This window comes from Paraburkholderia sp. BR10872, from assembly GCF_040965835.1.
GTDB classification, from domain to species: domain Bacteria; phylum Pseudomonadota; class Gammaproteobacteria; order Burkholderiales; family Burkholderiaceae; genus Paraburkholderia; species Paraburkholderia nodosa_A.
In genome coordinates, this window is record NZ_JBFRCN010000001.1 from 350930 (window position 1) to 374339 (window position 23410).

General features: G+C 66.0%; 20 protein-coding genes and 1 pseudogene. 10 read left to right on the plus strand and 11 right to left on the minus strand.

Annotation, left to right across the window (positions count from 1 at the left end):
• Window position 1: 1 nt before the first annotated feature.
• A complete protein-coding gene (locus AB4Y43_RS01950) occupies window positions 2-2161 on the minus strand; it encodes an acetate--CoA ligase family protein (protein WP_368726898.1) in 2160 nt (719 codons plus the stop codon).
• Window positions 2162-2473: 312 nt separating this feature from the next.
• On the opposite strand from AB4Y43_RS01950, the gene AB4Y43_RS01955 reads away from it, so the two are divergent.
• The 7 genes from AB4Y43_RS01955 to AB4Y43_RS01985 all read left to right on the plus strand — a co-directional run bounded on the left by AB4Y43_RS01955 (window position 2474) and on the right by AB4Y43_RS01985 (window position 9205).
• Complete coding sequence (locus AB4Y43_RS01955) at window positions 2474-3217, plus strand: GntR family transcriptional regulator (protein WP_368726899.1); 744 nt, start codon at window positions 2474-2476, stop codon at window positions 3215-3217.
• Between the two features lie 38 nt (window positions 3218-3255).
• On the plus strand, window positions 3256-3633 hold the full coding sequence (locus AB4Y43_RS01960) for a RidA family protein (protein WP_368726900.1): 378 nt from the start codon (window positions 3256-3258) through the stop codon (window positions 3631-3633).
• Window positions 3634-3702: 69 nt separating this feature from the next.
• A complete protein-coding gene (locus tag AB4Y43_RS01965) occupies window positions 3703-4707 on the plus strand; it encodes an amidohydrolase family protein (protein ID WP_069266748.1) in 1005 nt (334 codons plus the stop codon).
• A 2-nt stretch (window positions 4708-4709) separates the two neighbouring features.
• On the plus strand, window positions 4710-5957 hold the full coding sequence (locus AB4Y43_RS01970; RefSeq protein ID WP_368726901.1) for a Rieske 2Fe-2S domain-containing protein: 1248 nt from the start codon (window positions 4710-4712) through the stop codon (window positions 5955-5957).
• Window positions 5958-6024: 67 nt separating this feature from the next.
• Complete coding sequence (locus tag AB4Y43_RS01975) at window positions 6025-7011, plus strand: 2Fe-2S iron-sulfur cluster-binding protein (RefSeq protein ID WP_368726902.1); 987 nt, start codon at window positions 6025-6027, stop codon at window positions 7009-7011.
• A 31-nt stretch (window positions 7012-7042) separates the two neighbouring features.
• Complete coding sequence (locus AB4Y43_RS01980) at window positions 7043-7846, plus strand: crotonase/enoyl-CoA hydratase family protein (protein WP_069266750.1); 804 nt, start codon at window positions 7043-7045, stop codon at window positions 7844-7846.
• A 24-nt stretch (window positions 7847-7870) separates the two neighbouring features.
• Window positions 7871-9205, plus strand: a complete 1335-nt coding sequence (locus AB4Y43_RS01985) for a 3-hydroxyacyl-CoA dehydrogenase NAD-binding domain-containing protein (RefSeq protein ID WP_342947215.1) — start codon at window positions 7871-7873, stop codon at window positions 9203-9205.
• A gap of 76 nt (window positions 9206-9281) precedes the next feature.
• On the opposite strand, the gene AB4Y43_RS01990 is transcribed toward AB4Y43_RS01985, so the two are convergent.
• From AB4Y43_RS01990 to AB4Y43_RS02015, 6 genes are all read right to left on the minus strand, one after another.
• A complete protein-coding gene (locus tag AB4Y43_RS01990) occupies window positions 9282-10028 on the minus strand; it encodes a GntR family transcriptional regulator (RefSeq protein ID WP_342947214.1) in 747 nt (248 codons plus the stop codon).
• A 370-nt stretch (window positions 10029-10398) separates the two neighbouring features.
• Entirely contained in the window at window positions 10399-11541 is a 1143-nt protein-coding gene (locus tag AB4Y43_RS01995) for a porin (RefSeq protein WP_342947213.1), read from the minus strand.
• An 80-nt stretch (window positions 11542-11621) separates the two neighbouring features.
• Window positions 11622-13016: a spinster family MFS transporter gene (locus tag AB4Y43_RS02000; RefSeq protein ID WP_368726903.1), complete on the minus strand. Its 1395-nt coding sequence runs from the start codon at window positions 13014-13016 to the stop codon at window positions 11622-11624.
• Window positions 13017-13461: 445 nt separating this feature from the next.
• The gene (gene ubiM / locus AB4Y43_RS02005) at window positions 13462-14658 is read right to left on the minus strand and encodes a 5-demethoxyubiquinol-8 5-hydroxylase UbiM (RefSeq protein WP_368726904.1); all 1197 of its coding nucleotides are present in this window, start codon (window positions 14656-14658) and stop codon (window positions 13462-13464) included.
• Between the two features lie 23 nt (window positions 14659-14681).
• Window positions 14682-15131 (minus strand): hemerythrin domain-containing protein, encoded by a 450-nt coding sequence (locus AB4Y43_RS02010; RefSeq protein WP_368726905.1) that lies wholly within the window; start codon window positions 15129-15131, stop codon window positions 14682-14684.
• A gap of 273 nt (window positions 15132-15404) precedes the next feature.
• Window positions 15405-15614 carry a hypothetical protein gene (locus AB4Y43_RS02015; protein WP_069266757.1) on the minus strand — a complete coding sequence of 70 codons (210 nt, stop codon included), beginning with the start codon at window positions 15612-15614 and terminating at the stop codon, window positions 15405-15407.
• Between the two features lie 171 nt (window positions 15615-15785).
• On the opposite strand from AB4Y43_RS02015, the gene AB4Y43_RS02020 reads away from it, so the two are divergent.
• The 3 genes from AB4Y43_RS02020 (at window position 15786) to AB4Y43_RS02030 (ending at window position 18419) form a co-directional block, all read left to right on the plus strand.
• On the plus strand, window positions 15786-16877 hold the full coding sequence (locus AB4Y43_RS02020; protein ID WP_368726906.1) for a D-cysteine desulfhydrase family protein: 1092 nt from the start codon (window positions 15786-15788) through the stop codon (window positions 16875-16877).
• A 54-nt stretch (window positions 16878-16931) separates the two neighbouring features.
• Window positions 16932-17318 (plus strand): SgcJ/EcaC family oxidoreductase, encoded by a 387-nt coding sequence (locus AB4Y43_RS02025; protein ID WP_368726907.1) that lies wholly within the window; start codon window positions 16932-16934, stop codon window positions 17316-17318.
• Between the two features lie 246 nt (window positions 17319-17564).
• Window positions 17565-18419 carry an alpha/beta fold hydrolase gene (locus AB4Y43_RS02030; RefSeq protein WP_069266760.1) on the plus strand — a complete coding sequence of 285 codons (855 nt, stop codon included), beginning with the start codon at window positions 17565-17567 and terminating at the stop codon, window positions 18417-18419.
• A gap of 4 nt (window positions 18420-18423) precedes the next feature.
• On the opposite strand, the gene AB4Y43_RS02035 is transcribed toward AB4Y43_RS02030, so the two are convergent.
• The 4 genes and pseudogenes from AB4Y43_RS02035 to AB4Y43_RS02050 all read right to left on the minus strand — a co-directional run.
• Window positions 18424-18690, minus strand: coding sequence for a hypothetical protein (locus AB4Y43_RS02035; protein ID WP_368726908.1), 267 nt, complete (start codon window positions 18688-18690; stop codon window positions 18424-18426).
• Window positions 18691-18712: 22 nt separating this feature from the next.
• Window positions 18713-19423, minus strand: a complete 711-nt coding sequence (locus AB4Y43_RS02040; protein WP_368684470.1) for a YceH family protein — start codon at window positions 19421-19423, stop codon at window positions 18713-18715.
• Between the two features lie 95 nt (window positions 19424-19518).
• A complete protein-coding gene (locus AB4Y43_RS02045; RefSeq protein ID WP_368726909.1) occupies window positions 19519-22314 on the minus strand; it encodes an Hsp70 family protein in 2796 nt (931 codons plus the stop codon).
• A gap of 5 nt (window positions 22315-22319) precedes the next feature.
• Window positions 22320-23410: pseudogene (locus tag AB4Y43_RS02050) on the minus strand (Hsp70 family protein); the annotation flags it as partial.

The window sequence follows — 23410 nt, forward strand, 5'->3', positions numbered from 1 at the left end:
ATTAGTGATGTGCGCCGCTGTTTGCGCCCTGCGAACCGCACACGACGAGTGCATCGAGCGCGAGCACGCGGTCCGGGTAGGCAACGAGCGGATTCACATCGATCTCGGTGATCTGCGGGTTCGCGCGCATCTGCGCACCGATCGCGGCCACGGCCTTCGCGATGGCGGCCACGTCCACACCTTCGGCGCCGCGCACGCCGTCGAGCAGCGCGGCGGCCTTCAGGCGGCGCAGCTCGACCACGATGTCGGTTTCGGCCATGTCGGCGGGAATCAGGCGCACGTCCCTGAGCGCTTCGATCCAGATGCCGCCCAGGCCGACCAGCACGACGGGGCCCCATTCGGCGTCACGCCTGGCGCCCACCACGAGTTCGAGACCGCGCGGGCCCATCGCTTCGACAAGCGCACCGTCGAGCCGCAGCTCGGGGCGATGCGAAGCCACGCTCGCGTGCAGCTTGTCCCAGCCGGCGCGCAGCGAGGCCGCATCGGCGAGACCGACCACCACGCCGCCCACGTCGCTCTTGTGCGGCAGTTCGCTCGCCTGCGCCTTGAGCACGACCGGATAGCCGATTTCATCCGCAATCTTCTGCGCTTCGTCGATCGTCTTCGCGAGTCGCCCCGGCGGCACCGGCAGACCCGCTGCGGCAAGCCATTGCTTGCCCTGATATTCGGCATAAATACCGTTCGCCGGCACGGCGCCCGGCAGCGCGATCGCGGCTGGCTGCGCCGTTTGCGCGCGCTGCGCTCGCTGCAGCGATTCGCCGTAGGCCGCCACGCGTGCGCAGGCGCGCAGCGCGCGGTCCGGCGAACGGAAGAACGGCACGCCGCTCGCGGCAATCGCTTCGATGAAGAACGGCTCCAGCACGTTGTTGTCGCCCATTACCGCAAGCACCGCGGGCTTGGTGGCGCGCGCGAGCGCGGGCACGAGGTGGTCGGCCTTGTCGCGCTGCGCGATGGGAGGGCCGCCCATGATCGAGAGGACGAGGCTGCCGATGTTCGGGTCGGCGAGCACCGTGTCGATCAGTTCGCCGATCAGGCCTGGGTTGCGCACGCCGATCGTCGTGTAGTCGAGCGGGTTGTCGGCCAGGGCGAAGTCCGGCAGCAGTTCGGTGAGCTTCCCGAGCGTCGGCTCGGTGAGCGGCGGCAGGTTCAGACCGATGTCGTCGGCGAAGTCGAGCGTAATGTTCTTCACCGCGCCCGATGCCGTCATGACCGCCGTACCCGCTGCGGGCGGCACCGGGAAGCGCGCGAGGATCGTCGTGGTGTCGAACAGTTCATCGAGCGAATCGACCACCACCACGCCTTCGCGCGCGAGTAGCACGCTCGCCGTGGCATGGTCGCCTGCGAGCGCGCCGGTGTGCGACTGTGCCGCTTCGCGCGCTCGCGCGCTCTTGCCCGGCATCAGCATCACGATCGGCTTGCCTGCCGCACGCGCTTCGCGCGCCAGCGCGAGGAAAGTCTGCGGGCGGCGCACCTGCTCCGCATACACGGCGATCGCAGTCGTCTGCGGGTCGGCGATGAACCACGCGAGATAGTCCTCGATGCCAAGCACGGCTTCGTTGCCGGTCGAAACGGCCGCCGTGATCGGCTGGCCGCGGCCCATGAAGGCGTCGCGCAGGTTCGCGGCCATCGCGCCGCTTTGCGCAACCACGCCAACGCCCTTGCGACCCGCGCACGGATATGGCGCGAGCGCCTCGAAAGTGACCGGCACGCCGGCCTGGAAGTTGGTGAAGCCCATGCAGTTCGGGCCGATCAGCGCGATGCCCGCGGCGTTCGCGGCCTCAGTGAGCGCCTGCTGTTTCGCACGGCCTTCCTCGCCTGCTTCGGCGTAGCCCGAAGCGAAGATCACCGCCGCGCCCGCGCCGCGCGCGCCCAGCGTGCAGACGGCGTCGAGCACACCGGCTTCCGGAATGCACAGCACCACGAGGTCGATGCCTTCGGGCAGCGCGTCCACGCTCTTCACGCACGGGCGGCCGTTGATTTCCTCGCTGCTGCGCGACACGAGATGGATCGCGCCCGCAAAGCCGAAACGCTCCAGGTTCTGCAGCACGAAGTTGCCGAACGAGCGGGGATCGGCGGAAGCACCGACGATCGCGATCGAGCGCGGCTTGAGCACGCGTTCGACGGACAACACGCCGCCTGCTTCGGAGAGTGACTTACTCATCAGGTCATGCCTCTTCTTGATTGCGATCCCGGCACTGGCAAACCAGGATCAGTTCGATTGAGAGTCATTCTGGCATACCACAACCTCTTTCTCAATACACCAGAGGCACATTTACTAGGTTAGTGTTTTTCCCTAACCGCACCCACCCGGGCCACCTATCAAACGGCATCTCATTGATTTTAATGTCTTTTAATTGTCGCTCGACGTACATCCAGCAAACGGCGCGACCGCATAAGAAAAAACGCCGCCTTGAATGCCACAACATCATGTTGGTATATTTAAGCCATCCGAACCCCAACGACCGTACTTTCCATGAAACCTGTAGCCGACCTGACCGCCGAACGCGACGGCGCAGCGCGCGCCCATCCGGCAGCCGCCCCCCGTATGCGAGCGAGTCTCGCGAACGACATTCGCGAGACGCTTCAGGCCGAGATCGAAACTGGCCAGCTCGCGCCGGGCATGCCGATCGACGAGCGTGCGCTCGCTGCGCGCTTCAACGTGTCGCGCACGCCGGTGCGCGAAGCGCTTCAGCATCTCGCGGCGCGCGAACTCGTGGTGATCTCGCCGCGCCAGGGCATGACCGTGGCGCGGCTGTCGATCGCCAAGGTGCGCTCGATGCTGGAGTACATCGGGGAACTGGAGGCGCTGTGCGCACGCTTTTGCGCAAGGCGCGCGAGCGACACCCTGCGCGAGGCGCTCGACCGCGCGCTGATGGCGTGCCAGCAGGCCGCAGTGGAAGGCGACGCCGGCGAGTACGCACGCGCCAATGCGCTTTTTCACGACACGATCTACGAAGGCAGCCGCAACGAGTGCCTCGCCGACCAGATTCGCGCCGCGCGCCGCCAGTCGGCGCGCTACCGCGTGGCCGACCTGCGCAACCGCAGCCAGATCAGCCGCTCGCTCCAGGAGCACTTCGAGATCGCGCGCGCCATCCAGGCCGGCGACGAAGCGAAAGCCGCCGAGGTGATGCGGCGTCACGTTCCCGCGGGCACGACCGGCTTTTCCGAATTCCTCGCCGCCGTGCCACGCCACTTCTTCGACTTCGGCACCGACTGAGATATCCAGTCATCCTGAATAATCCATACGGAGACACCATGCCCCGCTCCATCGACGTCCCAGGCCTCTCGCATAACGCCCCGATTCCGGTGGGCGCCCGCGTGGCGAACGTGCTGTGCTCGTCGGCGATCGCCGGCAAGGACCCGGCCACCGGCAAGCTCGCCGCCGGCCCCGCCGACCAGGCCCGCCTCGCGTTCGACAACCTCGAGCGCTTTCTCGACGCAGGCGGTGCGACGCTCGCGGACGTCGTGAAACTCACCGTCCATGTGAAAGACGATAGCGTGCGCGAACACATCAACGCGCACTGGCTCGCCTTCTGGCCCGACCCGGCGCAGCGGCCCGCACGCCATATCGTCGTGCACGACCTGCAGCACGGCATGGCTCTTCAGCTCGAAGCAATGGCCGTCGCGCCCTGAACGCGCGGCCTCCACCACCAACGTCAAGCAACGCAGCGCATCCCTCCATTCATTGAAAAAGGTTCCAACGTGATCATCGACTCCCACGCCCACGTCGTCATGCCACCGCAAAGCTTCCGCTACATGGCGGAGCTCGTTGGCGGACGCGCCAACCCGTCGACCAACCCGAACATCCCGGACGAAGCGGTGCGCAAGCAGGCCGAGGAACTCGTGCGCAGCATGGACGCCGTCGGCACCGACGTTCAGTTCATCTCGCCGCGCCCCTACCTGCAAATGCATTCGGTGAAGCCGGCGCGCGTGACCGAGCTGTGGACGCGTCACTGCAACGACCTGATCAAGCGCTTCGTCGACATGTTCCCGGACCGCTTCCGTGGCGTGGCCGGCCTGCCGCAGTTCATGAACGAATCGCCCGCCGAAAAATGCGTGGCCGAACTGAAGCGCTGCGTGAATGAACTGGGCTTCGTCGGCACGCTGCTGAACCCCGATCCGACCGAAGGCGAGGGCCCCGCGCCGGCCGGCCTCGGCGATCCGTTCTGGTATCCGCTCTATGAAACGATGACGGCGCTCGACGTGCCCGCACTGATCCACTCGGCCGGCAGTTGCAGCCCGCGCGAGTCGTACACGCTGAAGTTCATCAACGAAGAAAACATCGCGGTCATTTCGCTGCTCGAATCGGACGTGTTCCAGAAGTTCCCGAACCTGAAGATCGTGGTGGGCCACGGCGGCGGCGCGATTCCCTACCAGATGGGCCGCTTCCGTTCGTGGGCCGTGCGCCGCAATCATCCACAGACTTTCGACGAACAACTGCGCAAGCTCTACTTCGACACCTGCAACTACTCGAAAGATTCGATCGAGCTGCTGCTCAAGGTGGCCGGCACCGACAACGTGCTGTTCGGAACCGAAAAGCCGGGCACGGGCAGCGCGCGCGACCCGATCTCGGGCCGCGACTACGACGACATGAAGCCGGTGATCGAAAGCATCGAGTGGCTCACCGAGGAACAACGCAGGAACGTGTTCGAGTGCAATTGCCAGCGCGTCTATCCGCGTGCGTTCCGCCACTATCAGGAGGCTTGAACATGGCCATGACCGCTGAAGAAAACGATCTGCTCACGCGCGTCGAAAACGGCGCGCCGATGGGCGAGATGATCCGCCAGCATTACTGGATCCCTGCCGTGCCGTCGGCGAAGCTCGAAGCGGATGGCGCGCCCGTGCTGGTTCGCCTGCTTGGCTCGAACTACGTGGCGTTTCGCGGCACCGACGGCAAGGCCGGCGTGATCGACGAGCTTTGCCCGCACCGCAAGACCTCGATGATGATGGCGCGCAACGAGAATAACGGCTTGCGCTGCATTTTCCACGGCTGGAAGGTGAACGTGGAAGGCCAGGTGGTCGAAGCGCCGAACCAGGTCGGCGACCAGGCGCAGTTCTGCAAGCGCGTGAAGACGAGTCAGTACAGCGTGGAGGAGCGCGGCGGCATCGTCTGGATATGGCTCGGCAAGGGCGGCGAGAACGCCGGGCCGCCGCGCTTCCCCGACCTGCCGTTCACTCAGCTGCCCGCCGGGCAGCGCTCGGTCACCTGCGTCGAAGTGCCGACCAACTGGGTGCAGAGCGTCGAGGCGTCGATGGATTCGTCGCACGTGGGCGTGCTGCACGAATCGACCACGCAGATCACGGCTGGTGGCGGCAACGAACGCATGCACATGACGAAAGCGCTCGCGCCACGCCTCGAGTTCGAGGACCGGCCATACGGCTATCGCTACGCCGCGCTACGCGATTTGCCCGACGAAAAGGTCTATGCACGCGTCAACAATTTCGTGATGCCGTGGTACGGCATCATCTGCGCGCCGGACTCGAACGGGCCGAGCACGGTGTTCTTCTCCACGCCCGTGGATGACGTCACGCACCGCGCCTGGTTCGTGCACTTCAACCCTACGCGCAAGCTCGGCATGACGGTGATGTCGGCTACGCCGGATGTGTGGAACTTCCCGCCGCTGCCGCCGGGAACGCGCGAAACCGGCTTCGGTCAGAACCGCGACCTCATGAAGCGCGGCCACGCCACCGGCTTTCACCAGCACCTGGGGACCGAAGACTTCGCGATGTTCCTCGGCCAGGGCCCGATTGCGGACCGCACCACCGAGCAACTCTGCTCCGCCGACGGCGCCGTGCTGCGCGTGCGCGGGCTGCTGCTCAAGTCGGCACGCGAGTTCATGGCCGGCAAGACGCCCACGCTCGCCGACAACCCCGAACTCGACTACTCGCGCGCGATCTCGATCGGCGGCGTGCTGCCGGTCGGTTCGGACTGGCGTTCGTTGACCGATGCCACGTAATCGTATGCAATCCTACGTACGCGACCGAATTACACCCGCATAACACCGTATCTCCGGAATGACTTCGATGCTTGCTCCCCTGCTGCTCACGCTGCGCGTCGCGGCGATCGACACCGCGACTTCGCTCATCAAGTCGTATACGCTCGAAGCGGCCGACGGCGCGTTGCTGCCCGGCTTCGAGCCTGGCGCGCACCTTCAGGTCGAGATCCCGTCCCCGACGGGCGGCGTACCGCAGTGGCGTTCGTATTCGCTGATCCATCTCGATCCGTCCGTCGATCCTCGCGGTGGCGTTCCGGCCTACCGGCTCGGCATCCGCCGCGAGGACGAAGGCCGCGGCGGCTCGCGCCACATGCATGCGCTGGAAGTGGGCGCCACGCTCAACGTGCGCGCGCCGGTCAACCATTTCCGGCTCGCCGCGCCGCCGCGCGTGCTGCTCGTCGCGGGCGGCATCGGCATCACGCCGATCGTCTCGATGGCCAGCGCCCTCGCCGCACAGCAACGCGAATTCGAACTGCATTTCAGCGGCCGCACGCGCGAGGCGCTGCCCTTCGTCGATGAACTCCGCGCGCTCGCGGGCAAAAGGCTCGTGCTGCACGCCGACGACGATCCGGCCACGCGCCTCTCGGTCGACGCGTTGCTCGACGGCGCTCAGGTGAACCAGCCGATCTACGTGTGCGGACCGGCGGGCATGATCGAAGCGGTGCTTTCAGCGACGCGCCAGCGCGGCTGGCATGAATGTGATCTGCACTACGAGCTGTTTGCCGAGGCCGTGGCGCACGAAGGCGACGCCGCATTCGAAGTCGAACTGAAGTCATCGGGCAAATGCTTCACGGTGCCCGCCGACAAGTCTCTGCTCGATACGCTGATCGAAAACGGCGCCGACGTGATGTACGACTGCCGCGCCGGCTACTGCGGACTGTGCACGACCAAAGTGAGCAGCGGAGAGATCGAGCATCGCGACGTCTATCTCTCCGAGGCGGACAAGGCCAGCGGCAAGGTCATGCAGGCTTGCGTGTCGCGTTGCAAGAGCGGCCGCCTCGTGCTCGACCTCTAACACTTTCCACGCAATTCAAGCGGAATCCAGAATGAGCAAAATCCTGGTTACTTATGAACTCGACGGCCCGGTCGCCCTGATCGGCCTGAACCGCCCTGACAAGCGCAACGCGATCAACGAAGACGTGATCGCCCAACTGCGCGCCGCCGTCATGCGCGCGGGCGAAGAAGCCGACGTTGGCGTGCTGTTCGGGCACGGCGGCAATTTCAGCGCGGGTCTCGACCTGCGCGAAGCGCTTGCGCGCGCAACCGGTGAGACCGCGGCCCCGCGCAAGCGCCGCCGCCACTCATGGCACGAAGTGTTCGACATCATTGCGCGCGGACCGATTCCTTTCGTCGCGGCGCTGCACGGCGCCGTGGTGGGTGGCGGCCTCGAGCTCGCGACGGCGGCCCACGTGCGCGTGGGCGACTCGACAGCGTTCTTCGGCCTGCCCGAAGGCCAGCGCGGCATCTTCGTGGGCGGCGGCGGCACGGTGCGCATTCAGCGCGTGATCGGCTACACGGTCATGGCCGACCTCATGCTCACGGGGCGCCTGCTCTCGGCCGAAGAAGGCTTACGCGAGCACGTCATCACGTATCTCACGCCGCCGGGCGAAGCGCTCGCCAAGGCGAAGGAGCTGGCCGCGAAAATCGCCCAGAACGCGCCCGATACGAACTGGCGCATCACCAACCTGCTGCCGCGCGTGAACGATCTTTCGCACGAGGACGGCCTCTTCCTTGAATACATGAGCTCGAATATGGCGCGCTCGCCCGAAACCGCGAAGCGCCTGCAGGCGTTCGTGGATGGCAAGGCGAAGCCGCTCGAGCGCCCCGACACCCGCAAGACCACGGCATAACGACAGCGTGAGGCGCAACGAATCATGAATGCATCAAACGAACTGAATCCGCAGGAAGCGGTCGCGCGCGAAGCGGCGCTCGCGCACGTGAAGGCTGCCGAGAAGACAGCCGCGCAAATCCCGGTCGGCGACGCTGCGCCGCGCCCGGTCGCGCAGGCCGCCGTGATCGGCGCAGGCACGATGGGTGGCGGCATTGCGATGGCGCTGGCCGCCGCGGGCATCCCCGTGACGCTGATCGACGCGAACGAGGAAAGCCTCGCGCGCGGCCTCGCCCGCATTCGCGACAACTACGAAAACAGCGTGAAGCGCGGCAAGCTCGACGCCGCCGTGCGCGACGAGCGTCTCGCGTGCATCACGAGCTCCCTCTCGATCGCCGACGTGAAGAACGCCGACATCGTGATCGAGGCCGTATTCGAAGACCTCGCGCTCAAGCAGGGCATCTTCCGCGAGCTGGACGTGCACGCGAAGCCGGGCGCCGTCCTCGCCACCAACACCTCGGGCCTCGACATCGACGAGATCGCCGCCGTTACGAAGCGCCCCGCCGACGTGGTGGGCGCGCACTTCTTCAGCCCCGCGCACGTCATGCGCCTGCTCGAAGTCGTGCGCGCCGCGCAAACCGCCGACGACGTGATCGCCACGCTCATGGATCTGGGCCGCCGCATGGGCAAAGTGTCGGTGCTCTCGCGCATCTATCCGGGCTTTATCGGCAATGCGCTCTTTCGCAACTACAACCGCGAAGCGCACTTTCTTGTCGAAGATGGCGCACTGCCGCACGAAGTGGATGCGGCGCTCAAGGCGTTCGGCTACGCGATGGGCATCTTCGCCGTGCACGACATGGCCGGCAACGACGTGGGCTACCAGACGCGCAAGGCGCAGATGGCGACACGTCCCACCGACCGCCGCTGGAACGATCTCATCATGAAGCTCGTGGAAATGGGCCGGCTCGGCCAGAAAAGCGGCAAGGGCTGGTATCGCTACGAGGCGGGCAGCCGCGAGCCGCAGCGCGACGAAGAACTGGAGCGCTTCATCGTAGAGGAATCGGAACGCATGGGCATTACCCGCCGCCCGATATCCGCCGGGGAAGTCGTCAAGCGCTGCGTGTACGGCATGATCAACGAAGGCGCGAGGCTGCTGGAACAGGGTATCGCGCTGCGTGCGAGCGACATCGACGTAGTTTACGTGACGGGCTACGGCTTTCCCGCGCACCGCGGCGGCCCGATGTACTACGCAGACCAGATCGGCCTGGCGAACGTCTATCGCGACATCAAGCGGCTCCATGAGGAGTATGGCTACTGGTGGAAGCCCGCACCGCTCCTGGAAAAGCTCGCGGCGGAGAACGGCCGCTTCGGCGATCTGTGACGCAACCGCTGTCCCGCAGCCGCCGCGCGTACGCGCACGGCGGCCGTTACGGCGCCCGGCCGAACGGGCGACGCTTTCACTCTTCGTCCTGCTCGGCGTCGAGCGACCCGGCCTCGGCCGAAGCCGTTTCGCGCGCGTGGCTCATCGGCGCGTCGTTGAAGAACTCGGCCGGCAAGGTGGCGAGGAACTCCGAGAAGCCCGCGTCGCCGCCCGGCGAATGCTGCGCCATGACTTCCTCGGCGGTCGCCTCGTCGCCCGAAAGCAGCGCTTGCGCGAGGCGCTGGTGGTCGGCGATCACCTTCTCCCGGCGGCTCGGCGCCAGAAACAGCTTGGGGCGATAGCGTGAAATCAGGCGGCGGATCGCCCGGATCTGCTCGGCCAGGTAGTCGTTGTGGCAGGCCTGACAGATCACCTCATGGAATTCCGCATTGCTGCGCGCAAAACGGCGGGCGTCGCTCTGGTTCAGCGCTTCCACGCCTTCGTCGATCGTGCGCTGCAGTTCCACGCGCTGCTCGTCGTTCATGCGGCGGGCGGCCAGGCGCGCCGAAACGGCTTCCAGCTCGTGCAGCAGTTCAAGCATGTTCCGCAGCTGCGGGACCGTCATCTTTGTCACGAACACGCCCTGGCGCGGCACGATCTGCACATACTGCTGCGCGGCAAGCTGCTGCAGCGCCTCGCGAATGGGCGTGCGCGACACATTGAAGCGCGCGGCGAGCGCGCGCTCGTCGAGCGCGGCGCCCGGCACGAGTTCGCCTCGCTCGATTTCCGATTCCAGGAGCGCCTTGATTTCGGCGGACCGGCTCAGTTTGGGTGGCAGACTCATTGAATGGCTGACAGTGGGTTCGAAGGGCCATATCGGCGGCTTGCAACTGCCGATGGCGTTTAAAATCCATATGATACCGTCAGGTATACCAAACGCCCAACTGTGTGTTACCCCAATGAAAAGGGAATGATCGAGTCGCCGGAGGGCATCCGTGCGCGCGGACAGCAACTCAACCCGCGCAAGAGAGTGGCATTCTCCTTACCCCGGCTTGGCGCCCCCAGGGCTTCGCGCGCGAATGCCCGCCAGGTCCATGCGGTCCCGGCGGGCATGTAGACAAACGGTTTGAACCGGCCGACCTGTCGAGTAGGATTCCTTAAAAAAGCGCCGGCACCCGGAAACTCAATCCAGCTACCGGCGCGTCGCGAAACGATTAGAAAGTGTGTCGAATACCGATCTGCATAGCCAGCTGGTTGGCCGTGGTCGATGCGAGGTTACCGTACAGCGAGCCGCCTGCTCCCGGAACCGAGTACGGCGTCGAAACGAGGAAGCTGTCCGCGAACTTCTGCCCCGCGAACGCATGCTGGAATACGCCGAACATGTAGACGTCGGTGCGTTTCGAAAGGTGATAGTCCACGCCGGCGCTGTAGAGGTCGTACTTGCCAAGGCGGTGCTGGTCTACATAAGTGAACCCGCCGCCCACCGTGAGCATCGGCGAGATCCTGTAGCTCGTGCCGACCTCGTAGGCGTTCACCGTGACGACACCACGCGGGCTCTTCGACGCATTCGTGTACGTGTACAACCCATTGACCGACCACGCATCGTTCAGGTTCACCATGCCGCCAACGGCAACCGTGTAGATCGACTCCGCGTCGAGCGCAACCTGCGCCATCGTGCCGACGCCGCGCGTTGCGTTGCCGCCGTCCGTCTTTGTGATCACGGCAGCCATCGAGTACGGTGCGTTGAACGTGCCGGTCGGGCTGTACTTGATGCCGCCGCTAATCACGCGCGGGTTACCGGTCGGCGTGCCGCCGAAAGCGCCTGCGATATTGCTGAAGCCGTACATCACGCCCGCGCCGAAGCCATGCCAGTTAGGCGTTTCGTAGCGCACCATGTTGCTCACCGGCTCGCCCGCGAGGCGGTCAATGTCGTAGGCGCCGTGGAACGCATACGAAGGCGCGAACTGCGCGACGTTCGTGTAATAGGAGATGTAGTCGTAAATGAAGTCGTAATCGTAGCCCGCGATCAGCGTACCGAACCTGTCGCTCGACAGTCCCACGAAGGCGCGGCGGCCGAACAACGCGCCGCCGTGGCCCGCGGCGCCGGTGTTCAGCGAAAAGCCGTTCTCCAGCGTGAAGATCGCCTTCAGTCCGCCCCCCAGATCCTCCACGCCTTTCAAGCCCCAGCGCGACGCCTGGTTGATGCCGTCATCCATTTTCCAGAGCGAATGACCGCCCGCGTTGCTCACATAGGTGAGGCCATTGTCGATAATCCCGTACAGCGTCACGCTGCTTTGCGCGTGCGCGCCACCCGCCATCACGGCCGCTATCGCGCCCGCCAAAACCTTCTTCTTCACTTGACGATCTCCTGAAATTGCGGGCTTTTGCACCCGCTTTTATTGCTGGTGTATTCCCATCGGCTGGCGCCGGCTTCGAACTACTTGCTGCGAGAGAGGTGGCGCGAGGCCAGGAAGTAATGGACAGCCGACCATCCGAGCGCCACGCTGACCGCCAGCATCGCGTAACGAATGCCGTGAGCCGAAGCATCGTGACAGGCCGACGCGAAGGCTCCCTGACCTGCGGCAACTGCGCCATGCAGGCCGTGTGCGCCGCCAGCCGCGCAAACCAGCTTGAACTGGCCTTGCGTGAACAGGCGTGCCGCAAGGTGATCGCTCAGGAATCCTACAGTGGTCGGACCCAAACCCTGACCCACCAGATTCATGAGCAGGAACACACAGGCCGACGCGGTGGCGCGCATGCGCGGTTCGACGATGCCGTGCACGACGGCGAAGGTCGGGCCATTCCACATGCTCAGCATGATCGTGGCGCAGAAGATCAGTGCCACCGCGGCGTGCCATTGCCCGAGGGTGAGGGCGAATGCCACGAGCGGAAAGCCGATTGCCGTGCCGAGCGCGGGCACCCAGGCATACCAGCGCCGATTCTTCACGCCCAGCGAGTCGGCGAGCAGGCCGCCCAGCGGGTTGCCGAGCAAACCGCCCACACCGATCATGAGGCCGAAGATCAGCCCGGCCTGCGCGAAGCTCAGGCCGTACACGCGGTTCAGATAGACGGGGATGAACAGGTTGACGCCGTACTGCGCGAACCCGCCGATCACGGTGCCGAGCAGCATGTGCACGAAGGCGCGGCTCTTGAACAGAACGGCGAGCACATCGCGCAGCGGCGGCACGGGGGCCGCAGCGTGCGCACCGCCCTCCTCCGCCCCGCCGCGCTTCGGTTCGCGCAGCGTGATCCAGGCAAGCAGACCGAAGATGAGTCCCGGCAGGCCGACCACGAAGAACACCGGGCGCCAGCCCATGTGCTGCACCATCAAGCCGCCGCCTAGCGCGCCGGCAAGCACGCCGATGGGCGGCCCGAACGCATAGATGGAGAGCGCGCTCGCGCGGCGGCGCGGGCCAAACTGATCGGAAATCAGCGAGTGCGCGGTGGGTGTGCTGCCGGCCTCGCCAATGCCCACCCCAAGTCGGTAGAGCAGCAATTGCCAGTACGCGCCGGCAGTGCCGCACAGCGCCGTCATGACCGACCAGGCACCAATAGAAAGCGCGATCAGCACGACACGGTTGAAACGCTCGGCGAGACGCGCGATCGGCAGACCCAACAGCGAATAGAAGATCGAGAACGCGAGCCCGTTCAGCAGCCCGAGTTGCAGGTCGCTCAGGTTCATCTCGATCTTCATCGACTGGCCGACGACCGCGATGATGATCCGGTCGACAAAACTCGACGCATAGATCAGAACGAGGAGTAGCAGAAACCAGCTGCGGTACCAGCCGGTTTCGGACCTCGCTCCGATGTTCGGGGCCGTCAGTTCCTTCATTTGGTGTCTCCGAGGTGAACCGTACGTCATGTTCGGCTCGCCGTTTGTATGCCACAAAGCGTCTGTGGGATTTTTTGAGGATTCTGTAGCATAATTTTTAGGTGCGCAAGGCTAACTCGCGTCAAAGGCATCCTCGTTTTCACTAGGACGAATCGTCTAATCAATGCAGTCCCCGGCGACCGGATAAGTCCTGGCAAGCCGCAAATGCGCGCTGACCAAGGCGCAGACGGGCGCGAGTCGGCAAACGGCTAACGGATGGAGAGGGTGAGACGCGACAATCAGCGATTTGTTGCGCACGCAACGAACATGATCGAACAGCTTGTCACTAATCCGGCGCCATTTACTGTTTGATGTTTGGCGCCAAAGGTGCTACGAGTGGCGTGGCGAACGCGGTGGCCGCCCTCGAACGCATCGTTGCGGTCGATGTGCGCGAGGGGGCGTGAAGTCAGCCGGTCAGAGAAGCCGCGATGGCCTTCCTGAACGGCATCAGTTTCGAAGCCGCGCGCAGCATGAACTCGCGCGCCAGTTTCGCGGGGGCGGTGTTGTTCGTATAGACGTCGGTGATGAACCGGGTCGCGAGATAGAGCGGCTTCGTCGCGCGGCGGTGCTGGGTTTCATAGCGCTGCAAAACCGAGGGAGCCCCGATATCGAGGCCGCTTTTGTGCGCCTCGATGATTCGGTTACCTAATGTTTCCACGCCGAGCAGACCGAAATTGAATCCATGCGCGGTCACCGGATGCATGCCGACTGCCGCGTCGCCCACGGCCGCAAAGCGTTTGCCGACGAAGCGCTCCGCATAAACGGCCACGAGCGGATACACATGCCGCGTGCTCGCCAGCCTCATCGCGCCCAACCTGTGCATGAAACGATCCTCGATATGGCGCGCGAATGCGTCGGGCGCAAGCGCGGCGATCTCGTTGACGTGGCCCACGGGCAGCGTGAGTACGACCGACGACTGATGCGCGTTCGTCGAGCGCTCCGCGTTCATGGGCAGCAACGCGAGCGTCTGATCGTAGCCGAACCATTCCCACGCGGCGTGCTCGTGAGGCGCTTCGTGTGTCATGCGGCAAACCAGCATAGCCTTGCCGAAATCGTGCATGTTGGCAGCAATGCCCATCATCTTGCGCGTAGACGAGAAGCGGCTGTCCGCCGCGACGATCAACTTCGCTGAGAGCGTTTCACCCCTCTCCAGTGTCACGCTCGCCTGATCCTCACCGGCGTTCACCGCGCTGACCTGTTGCGCTGCCAGCAGCGTCACGTCGCCATGCTCCGCCGCGCTTTGCCGCAGCGCCTCGCAGGCAGCCTTGCGGATCAGGTGATTGGAGACCAGCCAGCCCAGCTCTGTGTGGCCGCTCAGGTCGTGCCCGATCTCGAGCGCCCCCGGCGAAGGACCATTGAATACCCTCGCGCTGCGAAGCGGCGCACGCGCGTGCGGGTCGATGAGATCCCAAAGCCCGAACCTGCGCATCGCGCGCACCGACTTCTGGGTCAGCGCGATCTCGCGTCCGTCGAACTGCGGTTCGCTGATGTCGGCGAGGCACTGCTGCTCGACGATGACGATCTTGAGGCCAACACCACTGAGCGAGCGCGCGAGACACAGCCCCACCGGTCCGGCGCCCACGATTACGATATCTGCTTGCATGAACCGAACGATTGGAATGTGATTCAGACGGGTTGATCGGTTAGATCGGCCTGATCGGCCGTTGCGATGCCGCGTTCGCGCAGGGCTTCGACCATGAGCGCGTCCATCGACTTCACGTGCCAGGCGAACCATTCGCGTAGTTCGCTCACCAGTTGCCGCCCGCTGTCGAAGCGTCCCTCGTCGGCGACTTGCCTGCGCACCTCGCGGGCCACGTTCAGGACGTGCCGATGCTGGCTCCCATGGCAATGGCGCGGACCAAAGTTCATCTCCTCCATCCATGCCTCTTCCTGCGCGAAATGCTGCTTCGTATGCGCCGCCCACGCGTCGAACGCGCCGAGCAAGGTTTCGTCGCTCGCGCACGCGAGCGCGTCGACCAGCGCGACGAATTCGGCATGCATCGTATCGGTCATGGGTTCGCCCAGTTGCAGATCGGGCGCAAGTGTCGGCGAGGTGCGCGGCGCGGGTGAATTCATCAAGGGGGTGACTGCGCTCAGAAACGGTCCGAAAGCCCACTCGGGCAATTTTTCAAGATACCGGGGCGCATGAGATTGCGCGCTGATTTTTAGCAAACGTCGCACGATCGATCGGTGAGGCCGATGGACGCGGCCCGCCCACATGCAGGCAAAGCGATCAGACGAAAAGAAACATCGATGCCGGCGCAGCGCGGGGAGCGCGGGCCGCAAACGTGGAAGGATGCGAGGAAAGGTGCCGCAGACGTAAAAACACGAAGCCGCGCGGCGCGCGGCTCAAACCAGTTCGGCGAGATTGACGAGGGCGCGGTCGCCGTCGGACTGCGCTTCGTCTTCGGCGCGGAAAGTCTTCTCGCTGTACGCGATGACCTTGAACCCGCCGCCTGCCGAACGCTCTATGGTGATACCCCAGTGCCAGCCGCCTTCCTGTTCAAATACGTGCAGCTTCGGACTCGATGGTTGGCTCGGCGATTGAAAAATATTCATTTGAAGCCTCCCGTGGTGGGAATATCGTCTCCGACGATTGCCTGGATAAGAATCAGTCTAAAAACCTCCTTGCTGCGACGCAATACGGAATTACGTGGACGTGAGAACCCTGAGGCGTTGCGCATTATTCGAGAAGTACCCTGGTTACTATTCGACGCCTGGCAAACGCAAATGCCGCCAGCCACGCTCCCATTCCTGAGTGCGAAACAGCGAGAGCCCGATGACTACCGTAACGAATGCCACGACGCATGCCGCGTCCCCTATCAGCTCGATCTTTCGCGGCATGCTCGCCGCGCACTGCTGGAAGGACCCACGCCGATCCAGCCCTTGCCGCGGCTAAGCCACGAACTGGGGGGCGTCAATGTCTATGTCAAGCGGGACGATCTGACTGGCCTCGGCGGCGGCGGCAACAAGCTGCGCAAGCTGGAGTTCCTGATGGGCGAAGCGCTGGCTGCGGGCGCGGACACCATCATCACTGTGGGCGCGCGCCAGTCGAACCATGCGCGCTTGACGGCGGCTGCGGCGGCGCAAGCGGGCCTGCAGTGCGAACTCGTGCTCACGCGGGCCGTGCCGCGCGCGGATTTCGAGTATCTGGAGAACGGCAACATCCTGCTCGACGACCTGCTCGGCGCACGCGTGCACGACCTGCCCGGCACGGCCAACGCACTGGAGTTCGCCCAGGCCCGCGCCGACGAGCTGCGCGCCCAGGGCCGCAAGGTCTACGTGTGCCCGCTGGGCGGATCGAGCCCGGTCGGATGTCTGGGGTACGCGGCGTGCGCCGCGGAAATCATGACGCAGGCCCATGCACAGGGTTTGAGCTTCGCACGCGTCGTCGTGCCGAACGGCAGCGGCGGCATGCACGCAGGGCTCGCCGCCGGCTTCGCGGCCTTGGGCATCGACCCGAGCCTCGTGCTTGCGTACACCGTGCTGGCGAAGGCCGGGCAGGCCCACGCCGCAACGTTCGAAAAGGCCGGCAAGACGCTCGAGCTGATCGATCAGGCGCGGCGCATCGAGGGCCGCTCGATCGTGATCGACGAAGCCCAGCTCGGCGAAGGCTACGGCATTCCAACCGACGCGATGCGCGAGGCCGTGCGTCTCGTCGCTTCGAAAGAAGGCCTGCTGATCGACCCCGTGTACGGCGGCAAGGCGTTCGCGGGTCTCGTGCACGCCGCGCGATCGGGGCGCCTTGCACGCGGCGAGAACGTCCTCTTCGTCATGACTGGCGGCTTGCCGGGCTTGTTTGCTTATCGCAGTGCATTCTGATGCGTCGCGCGCCGCATTCTAGAATCATCGAACGGAACGACGAGGGAGTCCACGATGACCGATGACGAACGTGCCATTCGAGAGCTGGTGCAAACCTGGATGGAGGCCAGCCGCGCCGGCGACACGGCCAAAGTCCTGAGCCTGATGACCGACGACGTGGTGTTCACGGTGCCCGGCCAGGAGCCGTTCGGCAAGGCCGAGTTCGCGGCGGCCTCGCAAGCGCAGCAAGACATGCGCATAGAGGGCACGGCTGAGATCGTGGAACTGCAGGTGCTGGGCGATTGGGCCTTTCTGCGCAATCGCATCGACATCGCCATTACGCCGCCGGGCGCGCCCCGGCCCATACGCCGTGCAGGCTACACGCTCACGCTGGTGCGCAAGGACGCGAGCGGACGCTGGCTGCTCGCGCGTGACGCCAATCTCGTGGCGCCGAAGGCGTAAATTCCCCGCCGCGAACGCGGTCGGCGCCGCTACAAACCACGATCCTGCCGCCGCGCTCCAGGCCGCCGGCGGGGCGGGCGCACCCGCTTGCTTTCACCGCTGAAAGAGAACAGCCCCGCGCGACGGGCCTCGCAGCGTTACGTCCCTTTTTCGAATCAGAAAAGCTTATCGATTCCTTCAGTTTATTGAGTTTCCCTTAATCGTTCGGTTGCGGCAAAGTGACGCTCATACGCTCGGAGCCACTCCTTGAACCAACGCATCGATCCCTCCCTACTTGCTGTGCCCGACCTGTCGTACGCGACGTTGCACTCGGGCATTGCCCTGCCGTTCCTGGAGCGCGGCGATGGCGAGCCGCTGCTGTTCGTCCACGGATCGCTCTGCGATTACCGCTACTGGATGCCGCAGCTCAACGGCCTGTCGGAGCATTTTCGCTGCATCGCGCCGAGCCTGAGCCATTACTGGCCCGCGGCCGACGCCTGTATCCAGGGCGATTTCGGCTGGGAGAGCCACGTCACCGAGTTGGCCGATTTCATCGCCGCGCTGGGTCTCGAATCGGTGCACCTCGTGGGTCATTCGCGGGGCGGCTGCGTGGCGTGGCATCTGGCGCGCCGCTATCCGCGCCTCGTGCGCACGCTGGTGCTGGCCGACCCGGGCGGCCCGCTCTCGCGCGTGGACGACGACGAAGCCGCGCTGCCCCCTGCCACCAACGCACTGCGCACGCGCGCGGCCGACCTCATCCATGCCGGCGAAGTCGAAGCGGGGCTCGAGTTGTTCGTCGACTCCGTGAGCGTGCCGGGCGCGTGGAAGAAAGGCTCGGCGGCATTTCGCCAGATGGCCATCGCCAACGCCACGACGCTGCCCAAGCAGTTGCAGGACCCGCTGCCGCCGTATGCGCCGCGCGCCGCCGGCGAGATCAAGTGCCGCACGCTGCTGATCGACGGCCAGCGCAGCCCGCTCATGTTCCGCAACAACGTCGAAGCGCTGGACGAGTGGATCGAGTTCGCGCGCCGCGTCACGATCAAGGGCGCCACGCACGGCATGAACGGCACGCACCCCGACCTCTTCAACACCCACGTCCATACCTTCATCACGCAGGGTTGAGACTTCAGTCACGGCCCGGTTGATAGGTCGCCTGTAGTCGAGCCGACTCAACCGTCGGCCGCAATTCCAGCCGCACCGGCATGCGATTCGGCACCATCGCGAACGCCGTGATTTCCTCGATCATCGAAGGTTCCTCCGCCCACTGTTCGAGCACACGATGCAGTTTGGGCGCATTCAGCTGATGCAGATTGCCGATGAGCGGCAAGCCGCGCGGGCATGGCAGGTCGCGCACCTGGCGCAGGCGCCGGGCGGTGGATGCGGCGGCGTCCATGGCGCGACGGAGGCGAAGGCGCTCAGTCGAGCGACATGCCCAACTCGGCGGCCATGCGAGCGACGAGCGTTTGCAGGCGCGCGACTTCATCGGCGAGACGCTGCTGTTCGGCGCGTACTGCTTCGAAGTCCGCGAGCGAAACGCTCTCGCCGGCCTCCTCGCGCGCCCCGGGAGCGATGGTCCCCGCGGCGATGAAACTTGCCGTGTTGACCTCGCCGCACATCAGATGCATCCAGCGGCTTTCGCGCTCGCCCGGCGCGCGCGGCAGCTTCACGACGAGCGGCGGCTCGCGTTCGGCCAGTTCTTCGAGGAAGCCTTCGACCGAAGAGACGTCGGCGAACCCGTGCAGGCGCGACGAGTTCAGGCGCAATTCCGCGGCCGTCTGTGCGCCGCGCAGCAGCAGCACCGTCAGGAGCGCAACGGCCTGGCTCGGCACGCCGAGCACGCGGTTCAGGTTGTGCTCGAAGCGCGGCACGCGGCTGCTGCTGCCTTCGAACACCAGGCTCAACAGCTTGAGGTCTTCGATGGCGGCCAGCACTTCGGCTTCGCTCACGTTCATGACCGGCGTGCGCGCGGTCTTCTGGTTGCAGCCGAGCGTGAGTGCGTTGAGCGAGAGCGGATAGGTGTCGGGCACCGTGTGCTGCTTTTCGACCAGCACGCCGACGATACGCGCCTCGATCGGCGAGAGCGCGCGCAATGCGCGCGGCGAGGAAGCATCGGCAGGAGAATTCATGGGCAGATCAGTCCGCTGTGTTTCTGTTGGAATCAGGCGTTCGATCATACGCGCGCCGGGCTTCCTGCAGAAGTCACACATCGCTCAGTCCGCGCTCAGCCCGCGATCAGCTTCAGCCCCGCCGGCAGCGCCTCGCCGAACACCCGGCCCGTGTCGGCCGTATCGAGCGCGACGACTTCGCGCACCATCGTGACCCACGTGGGCGGCGCGTTCGCCGATTCCATCCGACGCACCACGGTCTCGCGCAACTCGGGGGGCAGGTCGCGCGAACGGTCGCCCGTCATGCGCGCGATTTGCGCGGCGGCGAACATCGCCGGTTCGATCTTCTTCCAGTCGAGCGCGAGAATCGCATCGAGCCAAAGCGCTGCGGTGTGCGGCGGCACCACGCCGTGCGCGCTGCCGTAGAACGGCTGGCGCGCGCCGATGCGGCCCACGGCCCACCACGTCTGATGATTCTCGGTAGGCTTCTGGAGCCGCTGCAACAGCCGCTCGCCGATCTCGATCTTGCGCTCGGCCGCAATCTGCTCGAGCGAGGCATAGAGCCGGATCATGTCCGGCACGCCCAGCTTCGCGGCGTCGAAGGGCAGCTTGTGGCGCTTCGCGCCGGCCGCCTCTTCGAGGTACGTCATCGCCGCCAGCACCTCGTCCTGCTGCGCCTCGTTCAGGCCGCCCGCCGCGCGCCGCCAGAGCGTCCACCACTCCGACCACACCTGGCCTTCGCCCACGAACTGGATGCCGTCGTCGAAGAGCGACCAGAGTTGCTCGACGCGCCATTCGTCCAGCGGATAGCCGAAACCCGGACGCAGACAGAAGCCGGCGAGATTGAGCCACAGGCGCTCGTGATCGGCGGAGCGCCGCCGCTTGCCCGCGCGTTCCCAGAGCGCGCCGAACAGCTCGCGCAACAGCGGTCCGTCCCAGTTCTGGCGCGGCCCGAGCCGCTCTTCGAGATGCGCGCGCAAGCGCTTCACTTCCTTCGCGTCGACCTTGGCGGAACGCGCGCCGAACACGCGCTCGATCGCCTCGATCGCTTCGTCGAGGCCCGCATGGCGCGACTCGCCGATTGCCGCGCCTGCACCGCCCTCGTGCTCCGCGCGGCGCAGCGCAAATTCGAGCAGCCAGCGCTGCGAAGCATCGTCGGTGGCGATGCAGTGCATCTCCAGGGTGCCGACTTCGGTGAGCGCGGTCGTGAGCTTGACGGGGCGCTCGCGCGCCGTCTTTGCATCGCCGCCCGCGGGCACCACGGTTGCGAGCGGCGGCAGGCGCACGAAGTCGGCTGCCTCGAGGTCGGCCAGCTCGCCGGGTTGCCACGCGGTGTCGGCCACCGTCGATGCAAGGTGGAACTGCACCGGCTGGCCCAGTTGCAAGGCGAACGTACGGTCGTCCAGATGCAGCTCGTGGCCTTCCTCCGTGCCGCGTGGCAGGACGCACACGCCGCGCGGAGCGGCATCGGCTCCCGCGCCTTCATCGAGAACGAGAAAGTAACTGCGCGGCGAGCCGCCGCCGATACGAGGCGCGTTGCCTGCCCTCGCAAGCGCATAGGCGACCGCGCCGCGCGCGACGGCCACGTCGGGCTGATCGTTCTGCAGCACGTTGAGCGGCTCGCCGCGCCACGTGCCGAGCGTATCGGCCAGACGCTGCGCAAGCGAGCGAGCGCGGAACACGCCGCCGTTGAGCAGCAGCGCGTCGGGCATGGGCAGCGCGGCTTCCGGTTCACCGGCAGCGCCAAACAAACCCAGCGCCTCGCGCGACTGCGCCGCGAAGCGCTGCAAGAACGCTGCGATATGGCGCGTGATGCCCGGATCGGCGGCATAGGGCAAGCCGAACTCGACGATCGCCGCGCGCGAGCGGCGCGGCAGGTCGCCGGCAGTGCCCATGGGAAAGAAGCCGTCCACCACGATCTGCGCGACTTCCTCGCGGCCGAGCTGCGTGGTGCGCGCGCCGCCCACGAGACGCGCGCCGGCACCGAGCAGCGTGATCGGCACGGACTCGGGCGCGCTCGTGTCGAGCAACTGCTCCTTCGCGACGCGGCAGCGTTCCACGAGCTGCGAAAGGCTCGCCGCGCTCAACCGCGTTTGCGCGTTCGCGAGCCGGCTTTCGGCCAGATGCGCGAGCGCGAGATCCATGTTGTCGCCGCCGAGCATCAGATGATTGCCCACGCCAATGCGTGTGAGCTGCGGCTCGCCGGCGTCGAACTGCACCTTGATGAGCGTGAGGTCGGTCGTGCCGCCGCCCACGTCGCACACGAGCACGAGGCGCGACGCGCCCAGCTCCGCATCGAGCGTCGCGCGATGGTGATACAGCCAGTCGTAGAACGCGGCCTGCGGTTCTTCGAGCAGACGCAGCGCGGGCAATTGCGCCATGCGCGCCGCTTCGAGCGTGAGCGCACGCGCGCCGTCGTCGAACGAGGCGGGCACGGTGAGCACCACGTCCTGATCTTCGAGCGGCGCATGCGGGAAACGATGGTTCCACGCGGCGCGCACGTGCGCGAGATAGCTCGCGCTCGCGGTCACCGGCGAAACCTTGGCGACGTCGTCGGGCGCGCCCCACGGCAGGATCGGCGCGAGGCGGTCCACCGCGGCGTGCGAGAGCCAGCTTTTCGCACTCGCCACGAGCCGGCCCGGCACCTGCGCGCCGAGCGTGCGCGCGAGGCGGCCGATGACGGCGTCGTCGCCGGGCGTCGGTGCGCGCCACGGCAAACGCAGATCGCCTGCCGCAAGCTCGCCTGCCGCCGGGTGATAGCGCGCGGAAGGCAGCATCTTTTCCGCGCCCACTTCCCCGAGGCCGGTGAGCTGCTCGACGTCGAACACGCGGATGGCGTCGCCGCCAGCCTCCACGTACGCCACGACGGTATTGCTCGTCCCCAGGTCGATGCCGACGACGTATTGCTTCATCGGGCTCAGTCGCCTGCTCCGCCACGCACGTCGAACTCGACCTTCCAGCGCTCGTTCGTGCCGCTCGGCATGGCTTCGAGCTCCAGCGTGCCCGCCTCCGTCACGCGCGCGTGCAGCTTCACGGGCACGACTTCGCCGGGCGTGCGGCCTTCGGTCGGCAGCGTCGCCTGGATTTCCTCCAGCTCCTGCAATTCTTCGGGCGACCAGTAGTCGAGCATCGTGCCGACCTGATCCAGGCGCCGCACCGAAGAGCCGAAGAAACGGAAGTGCACCGGCTCGCCCACGACGAGGCCGAACTCCTGCGGCGGCAGCGCCGCCTCGGTGCCCTCTTCCATGCCGAACGGCGCGACGCAGAGCGCCGACACCGGCGGCTCGAGCCCCGGCACCGCCGGCATGGCCGATTCGACGGCCACGTAATACGCGCGCGCCGTGCCGCCGCGAATGCGCACGCCCTTGCCGCGCTTCACGTAGCCGTAATAGGCCGCGCCGCGCGCCACCGCGAGGTCGAGATCGGCACCGCCGAGCAGACGCGCGGGGGCAGCACCCTCGGCCGCGAGCCAGCCGTTGAGGATATCGAGCACGCGTTGCGAGAGCAGCGCCGACTTGAACACGCCGCCGTTGAACAGGACCGCCGTGGGATGCAGGAAGCTCGCGCCTGCGGGCGGCGCGCCAAAGCCTTCGAGTTCCGCGAGCGCCTGCACCTGGCGGCCGAGGAAGGCCGCGAGATGGCGCGTAACGCCCGCGTCCTGCGCATACGGCAGGCCAAGCTGCGTGAGACCGACGCGCGTGCGCACGGCGGGACGCGCGGCGGCGTCCACCTGCGGGAAGAAGCCTTCGAGAATGATCTGCGTGAGTTCGGCGCGCGTGAGTTCCGTGCGGATCGAACCGCCGATCAGCTTCGAACCGCGGCTCGGCACGACGATCGGCACCGTATCGACGGAGGCGTCGCTCAGCAGCGCTTCCTTGGCCGAGCGGCACGCATAGGTCAGCGCGCGCAGTTGCCACGGATCGGCCTGCGTGCCCTGGGTCGCGAGCTTGCGCGCGACCACGTGGGCGAGCGCGAGGTCCATGTTGTCGCCGCCGAGCAGAATGTGCT